The 18,883-nt window shown below is 48.9% G+C and carries 19 protein-coding genes and 2 pseudogenes; 8 read left to right on the plus strand and 13 right to left on the minus strand.

Annotated elements, in window-relative coordinates; all coding sequences use genetic code 11:
• Positions 1 to 14: 14 nt before the first annotated feature.
• The gene (locus tag LRS40_RS00390; protein ID WP_022650059.1) at positions 15 to 1,142 is read right to left on the minus strand and encodes a multidrug effflux MFS transporter; all 1,128 of its coding nucleotides are present in this window, start codon (positions 1,140 to 1,142) and stop codon (positions 15 to 17) included.
• A 101-nt stretch (positions 1,143 to 1,243) separates the two neighbouring features.
• Between LRS40_RS00390 and LRS40_RS00395 the strand changes: the two genes are divergently transcribed.
• Entirely contained in the window at positions 1,244 to 2,029 is a 786-nt protein-coding gene (locus LRS40_RS00395; RefSeq protein ID WP_022650060.1) for a helix-turn-helix domain-containing protein, read from the plus strand.
• A gap of 714 nt (positions 2,030 to 2,743) precedes the next feature.
• On the opposite strand, the gene LRS40_RS00405 is transcribed toward LRS40_RS00395, so the two are convergent.
• From LRS40_RS00405 to vapB (LRS40_RS00445), 9 genes and pseudogenes are all read right to left on the minus strand, one after another.
• The gene (locus tag LRS40_RS00405) at positions 2,744 to 3,820 is read right to left on the minus strand and encodes an IS110 family transposase (RefSeq protein WP_000227969.1); all 1,077 of its coding nucleotides are present in this window, start codon (positions 3,818 to 3,820) and stop codon (positions 2,744 to 2,746) included.
• 224 nt (positions 3,821 to 4,044) lie between these two features.
• Positions 4,045 to 4,958, minus strand: a pseudogene (locus tag LRS40_RS00410) (IS3 family transposase); the annotation flags it as partial.
• Between the two features lie 203 nt (positions 4,959 to 5,161).
• Positions 5,162 to 5,578, minus strand: a complete 417-nt coding sequence (locus tag LRS40_RS00415) for a type II toxin-antitoxin system VapC family toxin (RefSeq protein WP_000754566.1) — start codon at positions 5,576 to 5,578, stop codon at positions 5,162 to 5,164.
• On the minus strand, positions 5,575 to 5,805 hold the full coding sequence (gene vapB, locus LRS40_RS00420) for a type II toxin-antitoxin system VapB family antitoxin (protein WP_001261276.1): 231 nt from the start codon (positions 5,803 to 5,805) through the stop codon (positions 5,575 to 5,577). The genes LRS40_RS00415 and vapB (LRS40_RS00420) overlap by 4 nt, the downstream gene beginning before the upstream one ends.
• A 548-nt stretch (positions 5,806 to 6,353) precedes the next feature.
• Positions 6,354 to 7,781: a phosphotransferase gene (locus LRS40_RS00425; protein ID WP_231311747.1), complete on the minus strand. Its 1,428-nt coding sequence runs from the start codon at positions 7,779 to 7,781 to the stop codon at positions 6,354 to 6,356.
• The gene (locus LRS40_RS00430) at positions 7,762 to 8,685 is read right to left on the minus strand and encodes an ATP-binding protein (protein ID WP_333022934.1); all 924 of its coding nucleotides are present in this window, start codon (positions 8,683 to 8,685) and stop codon (positions 7,762 to 7,764) included. Before LRS40_RS00430 ends, LRS40_RS00425 begins: the two co-directional genes overlap by 20 nt.
• Entirely contained in the window at positions 8,685 to 10,523 is a 1,839-nt protein-coding gene (locus LRS40_RS00435; RefSeq protein ID WP_231311749.1) for an AAA family ATPase, read from the minus strand. Before LRS40_RS00435 ends, LRS40_RS00430 begins: the two co-directional genes overlap by 1 nt.
• Positions 10,524 to 10,709: 186 nt before the next feature.
• Positions 10,710 to 11,120, minus strand: a complete 411-nt coding sequence (locus LRS40_RS00440) for a type II toxin-antitoxin system VapC family toxin (protein WP_231311750.1) — start codon at positions 11,118 to 11,120, stop codon at positions 10,710 to 10,712.
• Positions 11,117 to 11,347 (minus strand): type II toxin-antitoxin system VapB family antitoxin, encoded by a 231-nt coding sequence (vapB, locus tag LRS40_RS00445; RefSeq protein WP_231311751.1) that lies wholly within the window; start codon positions 11,345 to 11,347, stop codon positions 11,117 to 11,119. Before vapB (LRS40_RS00445) ends, LRS40_RS00440 begins: the two co-directional genes overlap by 4 nt.
• On the opposite strand from vapB (LRS40_RS00445), the pseudogene LRS40_RS24730 reads away from it, so the two are divergent.
• The 4 genes and pseudogenes from LRS40_RS24730 to LRS40_RS00460 all read left to right on the plus strand — a co-directional run bounded on the left by LRS40_RS24730 (position 11,304) and on the right by LRS40_RS00460 (position 13,866).
• Positions 11,304 to 11,805 (plus strand): annotated as a pseudogene (locus tag LRS40_RS24730) (hypothetical protein). The gene vapB (LRS40_RS00445) and the pseudogene LRS40_RS24730 sit on opposite strands and share 44 nt — an antisense overlap.
• A gap of 143 nt (positions 11,806 to 11,948) precedes the next feature.
• Positions 11,949 to 12,299: a hypothetical protein gene (locus tag LRS40_RS00450; protein ID WP_000493378.1), complete on the plus strand. Its 351-nt coding sequence runs from the start codon at positions 11,949 to 11,951 to the stop codon at positions 12,297 to 12,299.
• Between the two features lie 50 nt (positions 12,300 to 12,349).
• Positions 12,350 to 13,093: a hypothetical protein gene (locus tag LRS40_RS00455; RefSeq protein ID WP_000129823.1), complete on the plus strand. Its 744-nt coding sequence runs from the start codon at positions 12,350 to 12,352 to the stop codon at positions 13,091 to 13,093.
• Positions 13,090 to 13,866, plus strand: coding sequence for a site-specific integrase (locus LRS40_RS00460; RefSeq protein WP_000015958.1), 777 nt, complete (start codon positions 13,090 to 13,092; stop codon positions 13,864 to 13,866). Before LRS40_RS00455 ends, LRS40_RS00460 begins: the two co-directional genes overlap by 4 nt.
• A gap of 57 nt (positions 13,867 to 13,923) precedes the next feature.
• Here the strand turns inward: LRS40_RS00460 and LRS40_RS00465 are convergent, their stop codons facing one another.
• Positions 13,924 to 14,181 carry a hypothetical protein gene (locus LRS40_RS00465; protein ID WP_000764642.1) on the minus strand — a complete coding sequence of 86 codons (258 nt, stop codon included), beginning with the start codon at positions 14,179 to 14,181 and terminating at the stop codon, positions 13,924 to 13,926.
• A gap of 128 nt (positions 14,182 to 14,309) precedes the next feature.
• A complete protein-coding gene (locus tag LRS40_RS00470) occupies positions 14,310 to 14,414 on the minus strand; it encodes a hypothetical protein (protein WP_032409716.1) in 105 nt (34 codons plus the stop codon).
• Positions 14,415 to 14,943: 529 nt separating this feature from the next.
• Here LRS40_RS00470 and LRS40_RS00475 point away from each other — a divergent pair.
• Positions 14,944 to 15,810 (plus strand): replication initiation protein, encoded by an 867-nt coding sequence (locus LRS40_RS00475; protein ID WP_004118283.1) that lies wholly within the window; start codon positions 14,944 to 14,946, stop codon positions 15,808 to 15,810.
• A 176-nt stretch (positions 15,811 to 15,986) separates the two neighbouring features.
• On the opposite strand, the gene LRS40_RS00480 is transcribed toward LRS40_RS00475, so the two are convergent.
• Entirely contained in the window at positions 15,987 to 16,256 is a 270-nt protein-coding gene (locus LRS40_RS00480; protein WP_000339857.1) for a hypothetical protein, read from the minus strand.
• 414 nt (positions 16,257 to 16,670) lie between these two features.
• On the opposite strand from LRS40_RS00480, the gene LRS40_RS00485 reads away from it, so the two are divergent.
• Complete coding sequence (locus LRS40_RS00485; protein ID WP_000368714.1) at positions 16,671 to 17,876, plus strand: AAA family ATPase; 1,206 nt, start codon at positions 16,671 to 16,673, stop codon at positions 17,874 to 17,876.
• Entirely contained in the window at positions 17,876 to 18,850 is a 975-nt protein-coding gene (locus tag LRS40_RS00490) for a ParB family protein (RefSeq protein WP_000064119.1), read from the plus strand. The genes LRS40_RS00485 and LRS40_RS00490 overlap by 1 nt, the downstream gene beginning before the upstream one ends.
• Positions 18,851 to 18,883 lie beyond the last annotated feature (33 nt).

Consider the following 18,883-nt stretch of genomic DNA (forward strand, 5'->3'; position numbering starts at 1 on the left):
TTCCGCCTGTCGGTTCACCCACGTGACACACTGCACAAAAGAGACATAGCAGCACAGATTGTCAGAACCAGTCCCAGTTGCTGCACCATGCCGGCGAGCCCCAGCATCATTCCCAGTAATAAGTAATAGCTCAAGCCGAATAATGCTCCCGCAGCTCCGGTCTGTTCGCGATAACGGTGCAGCGCCTGGCTCAACACGTTGGGTATCGCTATGCCATAGGCAATTACAGTTCCGGCTACCGGTATAAGTATCCACGCCGAGTGCTGCAACCACCAGGCAGCAACACCGGAAAGCAGAGCCAGTGTACATGCATGACGTACCAGCTGTTCCGGTGTTATACCGGTTGTTAACAGTCTCCGGTTCAGGAGGCTGCCCGAGAGTGAAGCAAGTGCCAGTAATATCCCCGTCCATCCGAATGCCCTGGAGCTCCACCCCAGCAGCCTGAAAAGAAACGGAGCCAGGCTGTAATAACTGAACAACATTGTATTCAGCAGGGCTACGAGTATTGCATTTTTCCAGAGCATACCGTCCCGGATCATGCGGGACGCCAGACCGCTCCCCCGGATTCTGAGCGTGTTCTCTGGCCGCGTTTCCGGCAGTAAAACTGCTGCCAGTATTAGCAATATTATCGCCAGTGATGCCAGAGCAATAAATACGCCGGTATGGCCGTACAGACTTACCAGCCAGCCTCCACTTACCAGACCGAAAACCGGACTCAGTGCAAGCGCCGCTCCCATGACGGAAAAGACGCGGGCCAGTGAGGTTGATTCATAACTGTCCCTCAGCATGGTCTGCACTACAACAGACCCGGCGGCAGCACCCGTGGCTGCCACCATACGGGCCAGCAGTAATACGCTAAAATCGGTGGACACAATTGCCATTACAGATCCCGCTCCGTAACAGATGAGTCCAGCCATGATGGCCGGACGTCGTCCGAACCAGTCACTCAGCCAGCCCCACAATGCCACTCCGGCAGCAAAGGAGAAAAAATAGACTGAAAGCGTCTGAGCAGCACGCTCGCTGCTTACCTGAAAAGATCTGGCGATATCTGGCAACGCAGGGCTGTATATAGTTTCTACCAGTTGTGGAAACATAATAAGCAGCGTCAGCAGCCACAGGGGAGGGCGAATAATACTATTCATAACAATATCCAGAGAAACAGAAAACTGGAGGGCATTATTGCTGAGACGATAATGTCTTATTATAATAATAAGGACTTTAAATACTAAATATCAGACATTTTATGAAAATTAGCCCCGACGATAGTTTCGATCCGGATAGTTTTAGTGAGCCGGTAATCGGAATTGCGTCCGATTTAGGTGTACACGATTCAGGACAACACAGTCACCTTCGTCATCAGCTGCTCTTTTCAGCGTCGGGGAGCATCACAATTGAACTTGAACAAACCCTGTGCCAGCTTCCCCCCCGCCGAGCAGCCTGGATCCCTGCAGGAACAATTCATCGCGCCATGATGCGTGGTGTGCTGGCCTATCGTTCCCTCTACTTTTCAACCACGCTTCCGTTATCTCTACTGCCACTGCAAATAGTCGAGGTTAATCCCCTGTTTTTTGAAGTCATAGAACGAATGGCATTCTGGCCATGGGGAATGCTGGCAGAGCAACAGGCCAGTCTCATTAACGTTTTCTGTGAAGAAATACAGACTGCACGCACAGAAAACTGGACATTACAGCTCCCCTCAGACGCTCGCCTGAACTTATGGCTGGATGGAGTACGTACGGGCGAATTACCCCCACGCCTTGGCCAGTTGTCCCAACAGATTGGTGCATCTGAGCGCACGATAAGCCGGGTCTTTATCAGAGATACCGGAATGAATTATCAGAACTGGCGGCAGCAGTGGAGGCTGCTAAAGGCAATGGAAATGCTGTGTGACGGATGGCAGTTAAGCTATGTGGCGCAACAGCTGGAATTTGTCAGCGACAGTGCATTCATCACGTTTTTTCGACAGCATACAGGTACGACTCCAGCACGTTATTCACTTAAGAATATTGCTGAAAAAAGTCCCCGCTGACGGTGATAAATCAATAAAAAAACAATATCCTAAGTTTTTGTATTTTCTATTAAGGTCGATTTTTGACCTCAACGTACAATAATTTTCGATATCCAAACTGGCCCCAATAAATGCGCCGAAGGCGCATGAAGGCGCCCTCTGTCGCTGAATACTGCACCTCCGTAAATGGCGCCGTAGCCCGGCGCAGCCGGTATCAGTTTTGATAGGTTCCACCAATCCATCACTTCGCCCTGCTAAGCCATAACCCGCAGACAGGCGGCACAGGAAATGATGTGCGCCGTCGGAGTGGTCACGACAAGGCTTCGCCGCAGTCGGGGCGTATCTCCGCGTTAGCGGGCCGTTAGGACCGCTTACGGGCGTGTTGCACAGGGTCTGCCGGAGGTGTGAATTAAAGCGGCTCGGGTTCTAGTTACAACACCCATCATTAAAAGCGACACTACTCCCGGCCTTCGGCCGGGGGCGGCGGCGCTTTTCAGTGGTGGGGAGGGGCTCCTGGCTGGCAAACCGGCGCCGGTTTTATGATGAATTTTCATTTGAATGCTGTAACTAACTTGGTTCTCCGGTTGGGGCCCGTCGCGCAGCGATGGGAGCTCTCTCTAGCGCGCGCGGTATTCCTGCACCGTCTGGGTGAAATCAGGGATCGTAAACCGGAAAATCAGAGCTACCGCGCCAGTGGACTGACGCTGCTGACAGCAACTGACGCCCTTCTAAGAGTCAAGCTGTTATCGGGATACTGTTGATCCGCCTGTTTTGATTGCGCAGTAACGTGTAAACTTCGCGGGAGATATATCGCTTTAGACAGCGTATCGCTTCCATTTTTGTATGTCCTTCGGCTACACGCCTGGCGACATATTCCTTTGTTTTTGCGTCAGTTCGTAAGCGTCCGATGGCGATGATGTGAAGTGCACTATTTGCAGCACGATCTCCACCACGATTAAGTCGGTAACGGTTCGTTTTTCCAGAAGAAACGGGGACCGGGCTGACACCACACAGTGCCGCAAATCCTGATTCTGATCTTAACCGTTGAGGATTGTCTCCGGCAGTGATCAGCAACTGTGAAGCGCTTTCGTATCCGATAGCATTACGTTTAATCAGCTCAGGTGCCAACTCGTCGACAATTGCCGCAATCATGACATCCAGATCAGCGATTTCGTCATGTAACTCGAGATAGCGTCGGGCAAGGGACTTTAATGAAATGCGATAAACGTTGGTTACATTGCGGTATTCACTGGCATCAGGTCTCCAGGAACCCAGGGTCCTGATGAGCTGCATGCGCGTCATATTTCTGAGCTGTTCACGTAATTCATCCGGGGCAGAGATAATATTTGAATGGATAATCTGGAGAGCGACTCTGCGGGCTGATATTGCTGTTTTTCGGCAAGTTTTTAATACCCGCAGGGACTCAATCATGCCATCACGCGTTTTGGGAGTAACTGTCCTGATGCCTGAGAATGCTGCATGAGCGGCACATTCAGCATCAATTGTGTCACTTTTACCCCGTTTGCGTCGCTCCATCCGGTCTGGAGCAGTCACCTCAAGAACTTCTAACCCGGCGTTCTGAAAATAACGAAGCAAACCGGAACCATAGGTACCTGTGCACTCAACACCAATTCGCTTTAATGTCCCAAACGAGGTCATCCATGCCAGCATCTGCCGGTAACCTTGTCGTGTTGTGGAGAAATACTGAGTCCCAAGGACTTTATTGTTCTGATCTACGACAGCGGCAACGTGCAAATCTTTATGTGTATCCACGCCACCCACAACGGCAGCTTCGGTAACTTTATCAACCATGACAGAGCTCCTGTGAGGAAACAGAGTTGAATCTCCAGACAGATAACCCGGACAGGACAGTAACGAGACAAGCCGTCAGGCCCTTCTTGAGTCACGCGCATCGGTGAGGAGATGCCTCGCATGAAGGCGCTTCCGGCAACCGACGGGTCCAGGGCAGGACACAAAAGGTCGATCGCTGTGTGAGTCAGGATGCGGGAAGGTCTTCACTGCATCAGTAATCACACCAATCTGGTTAAACGGCAAACTAAGTGGTGGTAAAGACTGACATCGGCATTATTACTATCGCTGTGCACAATGACGTTTTCTTCAGGTTTACGTCGCCAGACCGCCATCAGCAGCGCATCCAGTGCCAGCTCGCGCGACAGTGTCGGCTTCATCGACCAGCCCACCACATTACGGGCAAAAAGATCGATAACCACTGCCAGGTACAGCCAGCCCTGCCAGGTGCGGATGTAGGTGATGTCGGTGACCCACACCTGATTGGGCTTCACTACAGTAAATTCACGCCGCACGTGATTAGGCGCTATCAGTGACGGTCGTCCCCGGCTCCCGCGTGGCACTTTATAACCATGTATAGCCTGAATCCTGTTTTTCCTCATGATTTTGGCAACCCGGTTTCTGCTGCACACTTCGCCAATTTCGCGAAGATCGCCATGAACCCTGCGATAACCGTAAACTCCACCACTCAGCGTATAGGAGTCGCGGATGAGTTCCAGCAGTCGCTGGTTATCCTTTTCTCCGGCAGATACAGGGTTATGGAGCCAGACATAAAATCCGGCACGGGCAACCTTAAGGACCCGACACATTGTAACGATCGACCAGATTTCACGGTGATCGTTGATAAAGCGATACTTCAGTCGGGCTCCCTTGCAAAGTACCGCGCTGCCTTTTTCAGAATATCCCGCTCTTCCTCAGTGCGTTTAAGCTGTGCTTTCAGCCTGAGAATTTCTGTTCTGGCATCCAGTAAATCCTGTGCCTGCTGTCCACTGTTGTCAGGCTTAACAGCCCGGAGCCATTTATATAGGCTGTGCGCCGACACGCCGAGCCGTTCAGATACTTCAGCAATAGAATAGCCCCGCTCGGTGATCTGGCGGACGGCCTCTTCCTTAAATTCAGGGGTAAAACGTGATGTGCCCATAGACTCCTCCTATGCTCAAACTATAGGGCAGATTTGTCTACGGGCTCGGGGTCACTCCATTAAGTGATAACAGGTGTCTGGAAATATAGGGGCAAATCCAGTCGGGAGGATGCGTGATCTGATCCTTCAACTCAGCAAAAGTTCGATTTATTCAACAAAGCCCATTCATGTCTGTCGTCTCCGTCACGGAAATTATTACGGGATTATTTCACCCAGTCTTCCAGCACCAGGCCCGGGACCCGCGCAAACTCTCTCACATTGTTCGTCACCAGGATGGCGCCCGCCGCGATGGCGTGCCCGGCAATGGCCGTGTCATTCGGGCCGATCGGCGTCCCGGCTAGGCGCAGCGCCACCCGGATGTCCGTCGTGGCGTCCACCGCGGCGCGGTCCCAGGGCAGGACGGCATCGAGGCGCGCGCAGAACGCGTCGACCAGCTGAATATGGCGCGGCGAGGCCTTCGGGCCGGTGGCGCCGAAGCGCATCTCGGCATACGTCACGGCCGAGACCACAATGCGATCACCGCGCAGCACCGCCTGCTCCAGGCGCTTCAGCACCGCTGCCGGCTGCTCGCGCATGATGAACGAGCAGATGTTGGTGTCGAGCATCCAGGTTTTCTTCATGGCTCAAAGCGTCCTTCATCGCTGACCACATCCTCACGCTCCGCCATAAAGTCCGGATCGGCCCTGTCCAGCTGCGCGAACGAGCCCCAGGTCGGCCGGACGGGACGCAGAATGATGCTGTCCCCTTCCCGGACGATCTCCAGCTCGCTGACGCCATCAAAATCCAGGTCCCGGGGCAGACGGATGGCGCGGTTATTGCCGTTTTTAAATATCGAAACTGTGCGCATGGTTTTTCCTCATATGCTGAGTGTGCCAGGGAGTATTCCCGCATAGGTGAAGTATATGCCTGCAAGCCCGGCTTGTATAGGTGTTACATATGCAGATGGTAGGTATATGCGTATGTCTTACCTATGCAGATGCCTTACATATGGGTATGTTGAGCCTATACGGGTTTCTCTCTTTTTCCGCGTAGATCCGAAAAAAGGCAAAGTCGGATCCTCACTGAAAAGCCGGTTGAATGCGATTTTGGCGAGGTCTAATAGGAAGGATTACTGCAAGGGACTATCGTCCGGTATGAGCGAAATGCGGACATTGCTTACAGCGTTATGTATTAATCAACGGGGAGAAGGTCACCGCACGCACGAGATTGTGAGTTGCTAGTGTAAACCGATAATCTAAAGCTACTCTGTTGGGGAGGTGTTATGGCGCATGTTCGAAGTAAATAAATCTTAGGGGCTCATCGCCCCTAATATGTTTTCAAAGTCACGAATATACGAAGGCGATGAATACCTAAAATTTAACGCAATCGAATTTTTATGAATGTTTCATATCCGGCTCAGCTCCCCGTTTGGATAGCGTCAACAATTCGTTTTACAAGCACAATAGTCTCATCAGCGCTAACTGTGTCATATTTCAACTGCCTCAATGCGAATGCGTAGCCAGCAGCTAGAACAGATTTATCGTCACCACTTATGTCATAAGCCCAGTCTCGACAGTACTTAATCACCTCTTTAAAAGGATTCTCTTGGCAATACTGATCAATGTTCGGCCAATTTTTTATGAAGGGACGTATCTCATGAGAAATTTCTGATACTACACAGTCAGGATGGAAAATAAGGCTCATCTCTAAGGTTATTGGGTCGAGGCCTGTGTACTTTAAACCGACATCACCAAAATCAATTAGGATTGGAGTTCCAGTCTGATTAACAAGAACATTACCACCATGCAGGTCTCCGTGAATGCACGATTCGAAAATATTCACGTAAATCTCCTCAATACCTTTTATATCTTCGATATCATACTGAGTCGCTAGTTTATTAAAATCAGCATCATCTAATTTAGCCCTTCTAATTTCACCGATTTTAACTCTTGACACTTTTCGCGCAGTAGACCAACGATCCATGCTACTGCGAACCTTTTTAATCACATCTACAGCCTTACATGGATCATTCCGGACAACCTGAAATAAGGTGTCTGTATAACCCTCAGCGAGAGTATAGAAGATTGCGCTATACTCTCTAAGCCCCTTGTCCATACTAAGTAATAAAGGTGTAAATGTATTCATAGGCATAAGTCTAACGTGCCGCGCATATGACTCATTTTCTTTTTGGATCTTTGATGACAATCCCAGTTTGGCTACGAATACACCTATTACATTTAAACGATCATCGCGCACTTCGATTCTGCCGACCAACGATCCAGATAGCCCACTCAATGGATAGTAGACCCCATCAAATCCACCCATGCTTCTTACAAAGCTTTGCAGTGCTCGCTCTTGCCCTCTTCCGAAAGCTATCTTTTTACCTCGGGTATTTATAGCTGTAGCATTTACGGATAATACCTCTTTATAAACTTCTGACAATTCCTTCATCAGCTCTAGGGTTTCATCTTTTCTAAAGTATAGAACGGTAGAGAATTCTCTTACCGCCCCCCAGAGTTTTATCTTTTCTCCGTGTCTTAAAAGGCTCGTAGCAAAACTATCCAGTTCGGAACCAGTGAGAATATAAATAGGGGTACCCGGCATTAATCGTTGCACAGAGTAAAAAAGCTGTTGCCCATTTTCTACGACCTTCTCAAGCCCGGACGGTACGCTTGGCAGGCAAAGATCGAGAATAATAAGATCGTAATAATTTTTATCTAAAAGAGCTTCTGCTGAACTGGAGTTATCGACAACGACCCAAGCTATCTCAGGAAACTTGTCTTTTACAGCAGAAACAAGTGTGTCAGCGTAAGATGAGTTATCTTCAACGAATAATATTTGCATAATCCCTATACCATCTTAATTCGAAACGTGCTCCACCTTCGGCTTTGTTTGAGACGTAAACGTCCCCTTCCATAGAGCGCATTGATAGCTGTGCAGTAGCTAGCCCATAACCGAAATGCCCATCCTTATTTGATGCTCCAAGCTTCAACGCTTCCTCAGGGTTTCCCGAAAATCCTGGGCCGCAATCAAGAATGACAAGCCAATTCTCAGCTCCAGCAGGACCCCAGTTTATTAAAATTTCTGCTGGGTTGAGCCTTGAAAATTCCCTAACTGCTTCGACTGCATTCCGGATTCCATTATCTATAGCCAAACCTAACGAATCCCGATCCGCCTGGACCATATAAGGTTTGATACCAGCAACACGTAACACTATGTTTTCATGGCTAATGTTCAGGGATTCAATACATTCCGTGATAAGCTCTGAGAGATCGAATTCATTAAACGATGGAGTAGCTGCCGCTTTTTTTAACTTTCCGACAGCGTCTAGCAGGCCACTCAAACGTTCTACACAATGTTTGGTTTTTGAGGTTTCATAAGCGTCGAACTCCATTGCTGCGACTAGACGCAGAGACCCTATGAGCGGAGAAAACTCATGCAGAATTGTTCTGGAAACTTCGTCTACAGCCTGCGCTCGGAGATCTTTAAGAAGCCGATCCGAATTGGTATCCATAACGTATTCTTCTGTGCTAGCTTCACTAATCTCTTTTTTAGGTGGCCCAACCTGTAATCTTTCAATAGCGCGCTCAAGCGCTCTTTTTACCCATCTAGCATTTTCTTTCGAAAGTGCTAGCATCAACATAGTCGCATCAGTTGGCTCCGCAGCATTGGTGAAAAAGCGTGCTGCCTCGAGTCGTTCATCTACTGATGAGCTCATGAGTGAAGTAGTTGCTTGTTCACGATCCATCACAGCGAATTATCTTCGTAAAACTTTGCTCTGGTAGCAAACGCAATGGAACCACCCTCCATCACGTTTGTGATAGCGTTTACGGCTTGAGGGTGATTGAGAGGTTTATTTACCTGTACAAATCCATTTCTTCCATCAGAAGTCAACTCAATTATCAAGTCCGCTTCTCCCAAAACCGGAATATTGGCATTATGAGTAGACAAAATTATTTGTCCGATTCCTTTACGGGCATTTAACGTTTTTATTATTGTATTAGCCACAAATGCATTATCTAAGTGGTCTTCAGGTTGATCAATTATCAGTACTCTTTCAGAGTGCTGTAAAACTATAGATAGTATTACTGTGCAGCGCTGTCCAGCAGAGAGTGTTGAAACTTCTTTATAGTCGACACCATCAAGAAGATACATATTTACATCATCTTCAATGTCGCAGGTTAATATATCTGCAAGCCCAAAGTCACGAAGCTGTGCTAGTACCCGAGCAGCCCGCTCTTTAGGTATACTCACAAGGTCTGCCAACTCTTCGAAATCAGCCTTATCTACGATCGCCACTAATTCACGGGGACTAATATTTTCTGAAATCTTTAAGGCCAAGTCATTATACTTTATACCACTTCCTTTGAGCGCATCAGTTAAGGCTTTGGAATACTCACTTAACTGTGAAAATTGCGCAATATCAACTTTAATATAAGGTGTAAGGGCCAAATTGATCTTCTCTGTTACTTCACTCCGGAGGGTGTAGCGTTTAAGGCGAATATCTTCAAGCTCATTTGCAGTCTCATCACGTCGTTTGCGTAGCGCGTCTAGTCTTCTACCTCTTTCATCCAAGAGGCTTTGGCGGATATTTATTTGAGATAATTGTGATTTAATTAAAGAAATATTGCGGCTTAACGCTCCGGTACCTTCGGAGACCTTATCAAGTTCAAGGCGCAATACCCGAGATTTACGCTCGACTTCGAGATTTTGAGTAGTTATCTCTTCCTGCCGTTGCTTACAAATATGCTCAATTTGTTGAAAACTTTTCGATACCTCAGCAATTCTTGAAATAGCAAAGTCATAAGACCCGCGAAGATCCGCAACCGGATCATTTTCTGGCTCACCATTCCAAGCATCTGGACCATAGTTTTCAAGAAGCAAATTATCTAAGGTCATTCCCCATTCGGAAGCATGTTTTCCGAATCTCGCGATGATATCCTCGCGAGCAGAGGCTGTAGCAAGTTCTTCTGTGAGCAGTGATAACTCATATTGTTTTATGGCTACCTCATCTGAATTTCCCTGAAGGTCCCGAAGCTGTCGTTCAAAATCAAGCAACTGTGATCTAAGGTTCGGAACTTTACTAACCTCCTCAGACAGTGAAGCAATCTCCGCCTCCATGGCTAAAATTTCTTTATAAATGCTCTTTAGAGAACTAATCACCTCAGCTTCTGTCGCAGACATAATGTTTCGACCATGGATAAATCCATCAATCAATGACAAGCGACCAGCATCACTAAGCCCCAGAGTCTCGACTTCAGTTTGAGACAAAACTATTGGCGCAACGAAACTAGCAGTAGACCGTGGTTTGTCGTCGTCAGCTGTGCGTGAAATGGTGATATCATCCACCAGATCATTTAGCACGACAGTCACCTCTCCCCCATCCAGTATCGCTCTGGCATGGTCGAATGAGCGGTTTTTTGCCTCGGTAGTGTGGCTACGAGCTGCTAGAGCATACCTGATTAACTCTATTACTGAAGTTTTTCCAGTCCCCCTAGCGCCAATGATCACATTAAGACCTTTGGAGAATTTGAGATCCAAACCATCCAAAAAACCACCTTCGATTTGTAGCCGCTCGATGTCCATTGAAAAGCTCCTGTAACAAAAAATTAGACTCGTTTACTAACTTTAACTACCTGCTTAATCAATCGAATATACCCTGAATTCAGACGCGGACCCACTGTGTTAACTTGCTCTGCGTAGATTAGTAAGTTCCGATGTCAGCAAAGTCCGCTTCTGGCACAAAGCGGACATTCATTGTTCTTTCTGCCGTCAGCTAAGGCATTCTTCCAGCGTCAGGCCCGGCACCCGCTCAAACTCTCCCCCCTTCCCCGTCACCAGGACGGCGCCGGCGGCAATGGCATGCCCCGCAATCGCCGTGTCGTTAAGGCCGATCGGCGTCCCGGCGAGGCGCAGCGCCACCTTAACGTCCGTGGTGGCGTCCACTGCGGCGCGGTCCCAGGGCAGGATGGCATCGAGCCGGGCGGCAAAGGCATCCGCCAGCTGCTGAGTGGCAGGGCCTGACGCCCGGGCGGCCAGAGAAATTTCGGCCCAGGTGATGGCGGAAACCACAATCCGATCGCCGTCCAGGACCGCCTGCTCCAGGCGCTTAAGTAAAGCTGCCGGCTGTTCGCGCAGGATAAGCGCGCAGATCCCGGTGTCGAGCATATAGGTCTTCTTCACAGTTCAAAACGTCCTTCGTCGCTGATAACGTCCTCACGCTCTGCCATAAAGTCCGGGTCTGCTTTTTCCATCTGCGCGAACGAGCCCCAGGTCGGCCGGACGGGACGCAGGATGATGCTGTCTCCTTCCCGGACGATCTCCAGCTCGCTTACCCCCTCAAAATCCAGATCGCGGGGCAGACGGATGGCGCGGTTGTTGCCATTTTTAAAAATGGATACGGTTCTCATGATTCTCTCCCGGGTAAGTGTGGATATGTGGCGCATATCCGGAATGGGGTTCATTGCACCGGGTGTGTGCATATGTTCAGTATAGGCAGATGTAGTGCATATGTATAGGGGATGCATATGCAGATGGTAAGTATATGCGTATGTCTTACCTATGCAGATGCCTTACATATGGGTATGTTGAGCCTATACGGGTTTCTCTCTTTTTCCGCGTAGATCCGAAAAAAGTAAGTTCCGGATCTGATTCAGCCCCGCCGGCGCGCAGCGGCCCGGAAACACAAGATGTAGCGGTGTTTCCAGCTGTCAGTGACCATATATGTTGTGCCCCTCCCCTGCCCCGTGACCGGCCGCTCACCACCCTGAAAGGGCGCTGTGGTTATTCCGTGTGCGTGGTACACTTCCGGAAACTGTGGAATAACATAAAAGTCGGATCCGGCCAGAGCGGCCGTCAGGTAATTTAATTACGTTGTTATATGGCTGCTTATTATTTTAGTATGTGAAAATCACTCTCGTGAAAGTCACTGTCGCGACAGAGTGGCACTCATCTGACGATGATTGAGGTGTGGTAAAATTGCACGGCTAACTATTCAACTGAGGAAAGGACATGTTTACTGCATTCAATGAGAGAAATGATTTCAGTTATGCTTTTGAAAAAATCCGTAATGCGATTTCCGCGCCAGGAGAAAATAATCTTTATGCTGCAACAGAATTAGGTCTTGGCATTCTGCTCCGTAAATACGAGCAGTTTCGCCAGGAACTGGATGCGGCCGGTGAGCTGGGAAACTGGGAATATGATCTCGATACCTACAATCACTGTATTGCGGTGCTGCAACGTTACTTCACCGGCAATCCATCCGGACTGACAGAACGTGATGCCCGGATTTACAGCCATTACCTGCAGACTGAGCACAAAAGGTTTGTGAAACTGGCTGAAGAGCTGGCTGCCGGCCGCTGACTACGGACAGAGGGCGGGATTTCTCAGGAATATAAAGGGGTAAATGATCAATGACTGATATACAGGCCGCAACTGAGAGTATAGTTGCTGCGACATCCCATCCGGTTTCCGTACAGCTGATTAATCAAGGGGCGGGGATCTGGGGAAACGTGGCAACCGGGCTTATCACTGGCCTGCTTACTGGGGGTATAACACTCACTGGCATCTGGCTGACACATTATTTCACGCTTAAGCGTGAGAGACAGGCGTCAGAAGATAAAATGAAAAAGGAACTGCATTACATTGCCACCGAGTTGGTATTCATGCTTGAACGGTATGCTGAGGGTTGTTTCCGGGTTGTCACGGATGACGGCCAGGATGATGATGCCCCCCAGCCTGAGAGAAAAGCTGTCACGAATTACCCTGAACTGAATCTGATCGATGTCTCCGGTGACTGGCGGACTTTAGAGCCACGTCTTATGTATCGCATCCGTGAACTGCCGGTGCTCCAGGATGAGGCCCACAGGGCAATTGCATATGCCGCCGAATACTCCGACCCTCCTTGGCATAAGGACTATTTCAGGGAACGGCAGTATCAGTTCACGCGCTTGGGCATCAACGCTGTCATTCTTGCCGTCCGTCTGCGCAAGGCAACCGGGATGCCCGAAACACGTCTTACAGGTCATGATGAATGGTCTGCAGTTTCCGTGTTTCGTAAAGTCTGGAGGCGCGAAAGAGCCCTGCGCGCTGCTGAAGCTACCCGCAACAGGGAGTGGAATCAATTAGTGATACCTGATGGAATGTCAAACCAATGAGCGGCCTCTTATCATATTCTCACCCGCAGCAGCCGGCGCAAATGCCGGTGGCCATTGACTATCCCGCCGCGCTGGCCCTGCGCCAGATGGCGCTCGTTCAAGATGAACTACCGAAATACCTGCTGGCACCGGAAGTCAGCGCCCTGCTCCATTATGTGCCCGATTTGCACCGCAAGATGCTGCTGGCAACCCTCTGGAACACCGGCGCACGTATCAACGAGGCGCTGGCGCTGACCCGGGGGGATTTTTCGCTGGTGCCACCGTATCCGTTCGTGCAGCTGGCCACGCTTAAGCAGCGCACCGAAAAAGCGGCCAGGACAGCCGGCCGAGCTCCCGCCGGTAGCCAGGCTCATCGTCTGGTTCCGCTTTCCGATCACCACTACGTCAGCCAGCTGCAGATGATGGTGGCCACCCTGAAAATTCCGCTGGAAAGACGCAACAAGCGTACCGGCAGAACAGAGAAAGCCCGCATCTGGGACATCACCGACCGGACAGTACGGACCTGGATTGGCGAAGCGGTTGAAGCGGCCGCCGTCGACGGGGTGACATTCTCGGTGCCGGTCACCCCGCATACGTTCCGCCACTCCTACGCGATGCATATGCTGTATGCCGGCATACCACTGAAGGTTTTGCAGAGCCTGATGGGCCACAAATCGATTAGCTCGACGGAAGTCTATACGAAGGTGTTCGCACTTGATGTTGCTGCGCGGCATCGAGTTCAGTTTCAGATGCCCGAAGCGGATGCGGTAGCCATGCTGAAAGGGAATATTTAAGTACTTAGGAGAATGATGCTGGCGAACGTCCTGCTCGCCGGGGAGGTCTGTCAGACGTTATCTGGACCAGCTGACGGGAATATCTGCTCTGTATTCCTCATACTGCTCATAGATCGCATGCTGAAGCATCGTAATACGTTCTGACAACCTGTTGGCGTCCGACATATGCCGCCATTCCCCCTCAATAGTGGTTTTCTGTCCATCCGGGAGATTGAGCGTGATCAATACCTTTGTATCACGAATAATCACCCCGTCAGTGAAAGAATTAAGACCACTCCTTACGGTATTATCTATCTGTATAGTTTCAAGTTTCATCTTGTTACCTCCTGTTGACCGGATCCCAAGCATAGATATCTGAATTCAAATTGCCTAGTGAAATGTCTGGATATGCCGCATTTTTCCCCTTATACAGCGAAGCTGGCCAAAGGCCAGCCCGCTTGGATTTATCGCTTTTGCCAGTAGATCAGCATGGCAAGGAACAGGATTGTTGCCCCCTGAGAAGCGGTCAGGAAAGTTTCCAGCAATGACATTATCGTAAAACTCCGCATTATTCAGGTGTGTGATTCAGGGGCCTTAGTCCCCCTTTTACAGGACGTAGTGTTCTGTCACGACGGAAGCCAGGGTTAATAAAAACGATTCGAATATGTCTGCAGGGACGATAGAAATCTTCGTGCGGGTTGTCTCGCTGTAGCCGGCTCTGGAGAGCGACTCGGGGGAGGAGTAGTATCTTCCGGCCACGGATATGATCGAGCCAGCAGTGCTCGCCGCAGTCGAGCGACAGGGCGAAGCCCCGAGTGAGCGAGGAAGCACCAGGGAACAAAACTTATAAATTCTGCTTACGCTCAATGCCTGAAAAATCACCTCCCCTCGGGGTTATCCACTTATCCACGGGCATATTTTTATAAAGTACTTTTTTATTCTTTTTCTTTATTTTACATCTTTTAGGGAGCCTGAAAGCCGCGTACAGTGCGGCCTGAGAGGGGGCCTGTATGGGCAACTGGTAAACATAATATGGGAAATTAATCACGTATCAGTGGGTTTTGTGTCAACAAGCTATGGGATACGCATCAACAAGCTATGGGAAAGAGGTCAAGTTCAGTTCTCAATTATCCACTTGTGGATAAAGTGCAGATTTTTCCGGTGGATAAGTATCGCGATAGCTTGCAATTTCTGTTTTCACTGTCATTATGGGTGGGTAAAAATTTACCCATAGGCATTGAAATGGATACTCAAGCACTCTTGCCAGCTACTAAAACGTTTAAAAAACGCGCCAGTATAAAGCAATCTAACGAATTGACCGAAGCTGCATATTACCTGCCTCTTCAGGCAAAACGTGTGCTGTGGTTATGCCTCATGCAGGCCTATTTTAATGACAGCCAGGAAGATGACTCTGACGTATTGCCGCTCTTCAAAATCAGCGTTTCCGATTACGTCAAATACTTCAATGTCGCTACGTCTGTCGCCAGTCGTGATGTGAAGGCTGGGGTAAATGCTCTGGGCGAATCAACGGTTACCTTTTATCCAAAAGAAGGTGAGTTTGAAGAAGTTAAACGTCCGTGGCTGGCTGAAGCAGGAATGAAGCGAGGCCGGGGTTCCTGGCAGATTGAATTTAACTACAAGGTCATGCCATTCCTGGTCGGCTTAACCTCCCAGTTCACTACCTATTCTCTCTATGACTGTGGCCAGCTTAATAGTGTTCGTGTCATCCGGCTTTATGAAAGCCTGTGTCAGTTCCGGAGCACTGGTGTCTGGATCACCACACATGACTGGTTATGTGAAAGGTTTATGCTCCCTGCCTCGCAGAAAAACAATATTGCTGAAATGAAGCGTACCTTCCTGGAACCTGCTCTGAAGAAAATTAATGAGAAGACGCCATTAAAGGTAACATATACCACTGAAGAAGATGGTCGCTTGCTGTTTAATTTTCTTGATAAAAAACAATAGTCTGTAATTTTTATTTCCTCCCCCCTTAGTTTGTTGCTGACATATGGGGGGATACTGAACTTGCTGTGTTTCCCATAGTGCTTGCCTAACTTGACCTGTTTCCCACACTCCCGACCGTCCGAGAAGTTGACCTGTTTCCCATAGTCCGGGCCGTCCGAGAAGCTGACCTGTTTCCCTTAGTCCGGGCCGTCCGCGAAGTTGACCTGTTCCCCACACTCCCGGCCGCCCGCGAAGTTGACCTGTTTCCCACAGTCCGGGCCGTCTGCAAAGTTGACCTGTTTCCCACAGTCCCGGCCGCCCGCGAAGTTGACCTGTTTCCCATAATCCGGGCCGTCCGCGAAGTTGACCTGTTCCCCACACTCCCGGCCGCCCGTGAAGTTGACCTGTTTCCCATAGTCCGGGCCGTCCGCGAAGTTGACCTGTTTCCCATAGTCCGGAGCGTCCATTAAAGTTGACCTGTTTCCCACAGAGGATGGAAAACTCTTCTTGTGCTGAGCGTAAGAGCTATCTGCCGGAACGGTTCCTCTTCGCTTCCTCGCCAGTTCGCTCGCTACGCTCGGTTACATGGCTGCGGCGAGCGCTGATACATAAGGCTCAGCATTGCACTGGTCGTAACTAAAATCAGAATCCTTCTGAATGACTCTCCTGTCTTGCAAGTTGAATACCTTTCTCAAAGCCCTTTTGTATGAGTTGCTGTTGATGGTCAAAAGTGCGTCTGCGTGTTGCTGCAGTGTGATTTAGTAGCACGCCCGTCGAGCTTCATCCCCCTTCTGTTGAGAGCGAAATCAAAACAATATGATTTTTTTCTTGCAACATGACACTTTTTGTTCAAAATGACAAAAAACGTCATGAGGTGATAAATGGACAATATTGAGCAGTTACGGAAAGTCGCTACACGTGCAGGTAAGCTTCTGACATCTTTGAGCGAAAGTATCCGACAGCAAAAAGAGGAATTGAAGCTTACCGAGTTCTATCAGGAATACAGCAAAGCCGCTCTGTATAAGCTGCCTAAGCTCAGTAAAGGCAGTGTTGAGTATGCTGTGTCCGAAATGGAAGCCGGTGGCTACATTTTTAAAAAGAAACCTTCTGGTAATACGATGAAATACGCGATGACGATTCAGAATGTCATCGATCTGTATAACCATCGTAAAGTACCGAAGTACAGGGATCGCTTCGATAAAGCCTTTACGATTTTTGTATGTAATCTTAAAGGTGGTGGTTCCAAGACAGTTTCTACCGCTTCATTATCACATGCTTTTCGAGCTCATCCTCAGCTTCTGTTCGAAGACCTGCGTATTCTGGCCATCGATTTCGATCCGCAGGCATCTCTGACAATGTTCCTGAGCCATGAGAATTCAGTGGGCTTGGTTGAAAATACGGCTGCTCAGGCCATGCTCCAGAACGTGTCTCGTGAAGAATTACTTTCCGATTTTATAGTACCGTCTATTATCCCTGGTGTTGATGTAATCCCCGCTTCCATTGACGATGCATTCCTTGCTGAAGGCTGGAAGGGATTGTGTGAAGAACATCTGCCAGGGAAAAATATTCATGCGGTGCTTAAAGAGAACATTATCGACAAGCTCCAGCATGACTACGACTTTATTTTCCTTGATAGTGGTCCTCACCTTGATGCGTTCCTGAAAAACTGCATTGGGGCGGCAGACCTGATGTTGACCCCTCTTCCACCGGCGACGGTTGATTTTCATTCTTCCCTGAAGTTTGTGGCCAGCCTCCCTGCCCTCATAGATTCCATCGAAATGGATGGGCACACCTGCAATCTCATCGGTAATGTCGGCTTCATGTCCAAGATCCTGAACAAGTCTGATCACAAAATTTGCCATAGTCAGGCCAAAGAGGTTTTCGGTGCCGATATGCTAGACATGGTTCTGCCAAGACTGGATGGTTTCGAACGTTGTGGGGAGACTTTTGACACAGTTATTTCAGCAAATCCAGCAACCTATGATGGAAGTACAGAGGCACTAAAAAGCGCAAAATCAGCAGCGGAAGACTTTGCGAAGGCAGTCTTTGATCGCATCGAGTTCATTCGTACTAACGGAGGTATGTGATGTCGAATGAGAAAAGAAAAACCATCGGCAGACAGTTAAATACCCAGGCGTCAATTGCGGAAATGACGGACACCGGTAGAAGCCAGGTATTTACCTTAAAAACCGGCAGGAAGGTAACGTTCAGGTTTGTTCGGGTGCCTGCATCTGAAGTTGAAAGTAAGACCTTCGTAAACCAGGAAAACAACGGAAGAGATCAACTTGCACTGACCAGGGAATCCCTGAAATCCATTATCCAGACGATTAAGTTTCAGCAGTTCTTTCCCTGTATTGGTATTAAGCAAAGTGAAAGGATTGAGATACTGGATGGTTCAAGACGGCGAGCCTCAGCAATTTTTGTCCGTACAGGCCTTGATGTAATGGTTACCGAAGAGCATTTATCAGCTGATGAAGCTCGCCAACTGGCTAAAGATATCCAGACAGCTAAAGAACATAATCTTCGGGAGATTGGCCTGAGATTGATCGCTCTTAAAGAGTCCGGATTTAATCAAAAGGAAATTGCTGAACTGGAGGGGTTATCTCAAGCTAAAGTTACCAGGGCGCTGCAGGCGGCGGCCGTACCGCAAGACTTGATTTCTCTGTTCCCGGTTCAGTCGGAGCTATCGTTTAGTGACTATAAACTTCTTTTAGAAGTTAATGAAAAACTCAGTGAAAAGGGATTAACGCCTGAAGAACTCATTCAGTCTGTATCAGCTCAGCTCGATGCAATTTTGAGTGAAGGCGAGCGACCAGAAGACGAACAGAAAGCCAGTATACTGAAGCTGATTTCTCAGGCATCTCAGGCATTGATAGATCCATCTCCCAAGGAAAAGTCAGTGGTTTCCCCACTCTGGTCTTTTGAAGAAAAGGACAAGTTCGCGCGTAAGCGTGTGAAAGGGCGTACGCTGACTTATGAGTTTAGCCGTATGTCAAAAGTGATTCAGGATGAACTGGACAAGGCTATCAACGAGGTCCTTGACAGAAATTTGAGTCAATAATTTCGCCATGGCGATTTCACATCTAACTTATTG

The sequence above is a fragment of the Leclercia sp. G3L genome, assembly GCF_021117075.1.
GTDB lineage: Bacteria > Pseudomonadota > Gammaproteobacteria > Enterobacterales > Enterobacteriaceae > Enterobacter > Enterobacter adecarboxylatus_C.

What these genes read in the sequence shown, in the direction of transcription:
- LRS40_RS00490 (WP_000064119.1), top strand. Translation starts at nt 17,876, where the DNA reads ATGTCGAATGAGAAAAGAAAAACCATCGGCAGACAGTTAAATACCCAG.
- LRS40_RS00460 (WP_000015958.1), top strand. Translation starts at nt 13,090, where the DNA reads ATGAGCGGCCTCTTATCATATTCTCACCCGCAGCAGCCGGCGCAAATG.
- LRS40_RS00405 (WP_000227969.1), bottom strand. Translation starts at nt 3,820, where the DNA reads ATGGTTGATAAAGTTACCGAAGCTGCCGTTGTGGGTGGCGTGGATACA.
- LRS40_RS00390 (WP_022650059.1), bottom strand. Translation starts at nt 1,142, where the DNA reads ATGAATAGTATTATTCGCCCTCCCCTGTGGCTGCTGACGCTGCTTATT.
- LRS40_RS00435 (WP_231311749.1), bottom strand. Translation starts at nt 10,523, where the DNA reads ATGGACATCGAGCGGCTACAAATCGAAGGTGGTTTTTTGGATGGTTTG.
- LRS40_RS00430 (WP_333022934.1), bottom strand. Translation starts at nt 8,685, where the DNA reads ATGGATCGTGAACAAGCAACTACTTCACTCATGAGCTCATCAGTAGAT.
- vapB (WP_231311751.1), bottom strand. Translation starts at nt 11,347, where the DNA reads ATGAGAACCGTATCCATTTTTAAAAATGGCAACAACCGCGCCATCCGT.
- LRS40_RS00415 (WP_000754566.1), bottom strand. Translation starts at nt 5,578, where the DNA reads ATGAAGAAAACCTGGATGCTCGACACCAACATCTGCTCGTTCATCATG.
- vapB (WP_001261276.1), bottom strand. Translation starts at nt 5,805, where the DNA reads ATGCGCACAGTTTCGATATTTAAAAACGGCAATAACCGCGCCATCCGT.
- LRS40_RS00485 (WP_000368714.1), top strand. Translation starts at nt 16,671, where the DNA reads ATGGACAATATTGAGCAGTTACGGAAAGTCGCTACACGTGCAGGTAAG.
- LRS40_RS00475 (WP_004118283.1), top strand. Translation starts at nt 14,944, where the DNA reads ATGGGAAAGAGGTCAAGTTCAGTTCTCAATTATCCACTTGTGGATAAA.
- LRS40_RS00450 (WP_000493378.1), top strand. Translation starts at nt 11,949, where the DNA reads ATGTTTACTGCATTCAATGAGAGAAATGATTTCAGTTATGCTTTTGAA.
- LRS40_RS00425 (WP_231311747.1), bottom strand. Translation starts at nt 7,781, where the DNA reads ATGCAAATATTATTCGTTGAAGATAACTCATCTTACGCTGACACACTT.
- LRS40_RS00465 (WP_000764642.1), bottom strand. Translation starts at nt 14,181, where the DNA reads ATGAAACTTGAAACTATACAGATAGATAATACCGTAAGGAGTGGTCTT.
- LRS40_RS00470 (WP_032409716.1), bottom strand. Translation starts at nt 14,414, where the DNA reads ATGCGGAGTTTTACGATAATGTCATTGCTGGAAACTTTCCTGACCGCT.
- LRS40_RS00395 (WP_022650060.1), top strand. Translation starts at nt 1,244, where the DNA reads ATGAAAATTAGCCCCGACGATAGTTTCGATCCGGATAGTTTTAGTGAG.
- LRS40_RS00455 (WP_000129823.1), top strand. Translation starts at nt 12,350, where the DNA reads ATGACTGATATACAGGCCGCAACTGAGAGTATAGTTGCTGCGACATCC.
- LRS40_RS00480 (WP_000339857.1), bottom strand. Translation starts at nt 16,256, where the DNA reads ATGGACGCTCCGGACTATGGGAAACAGGTCAACTTCGCGGACGGCCCG.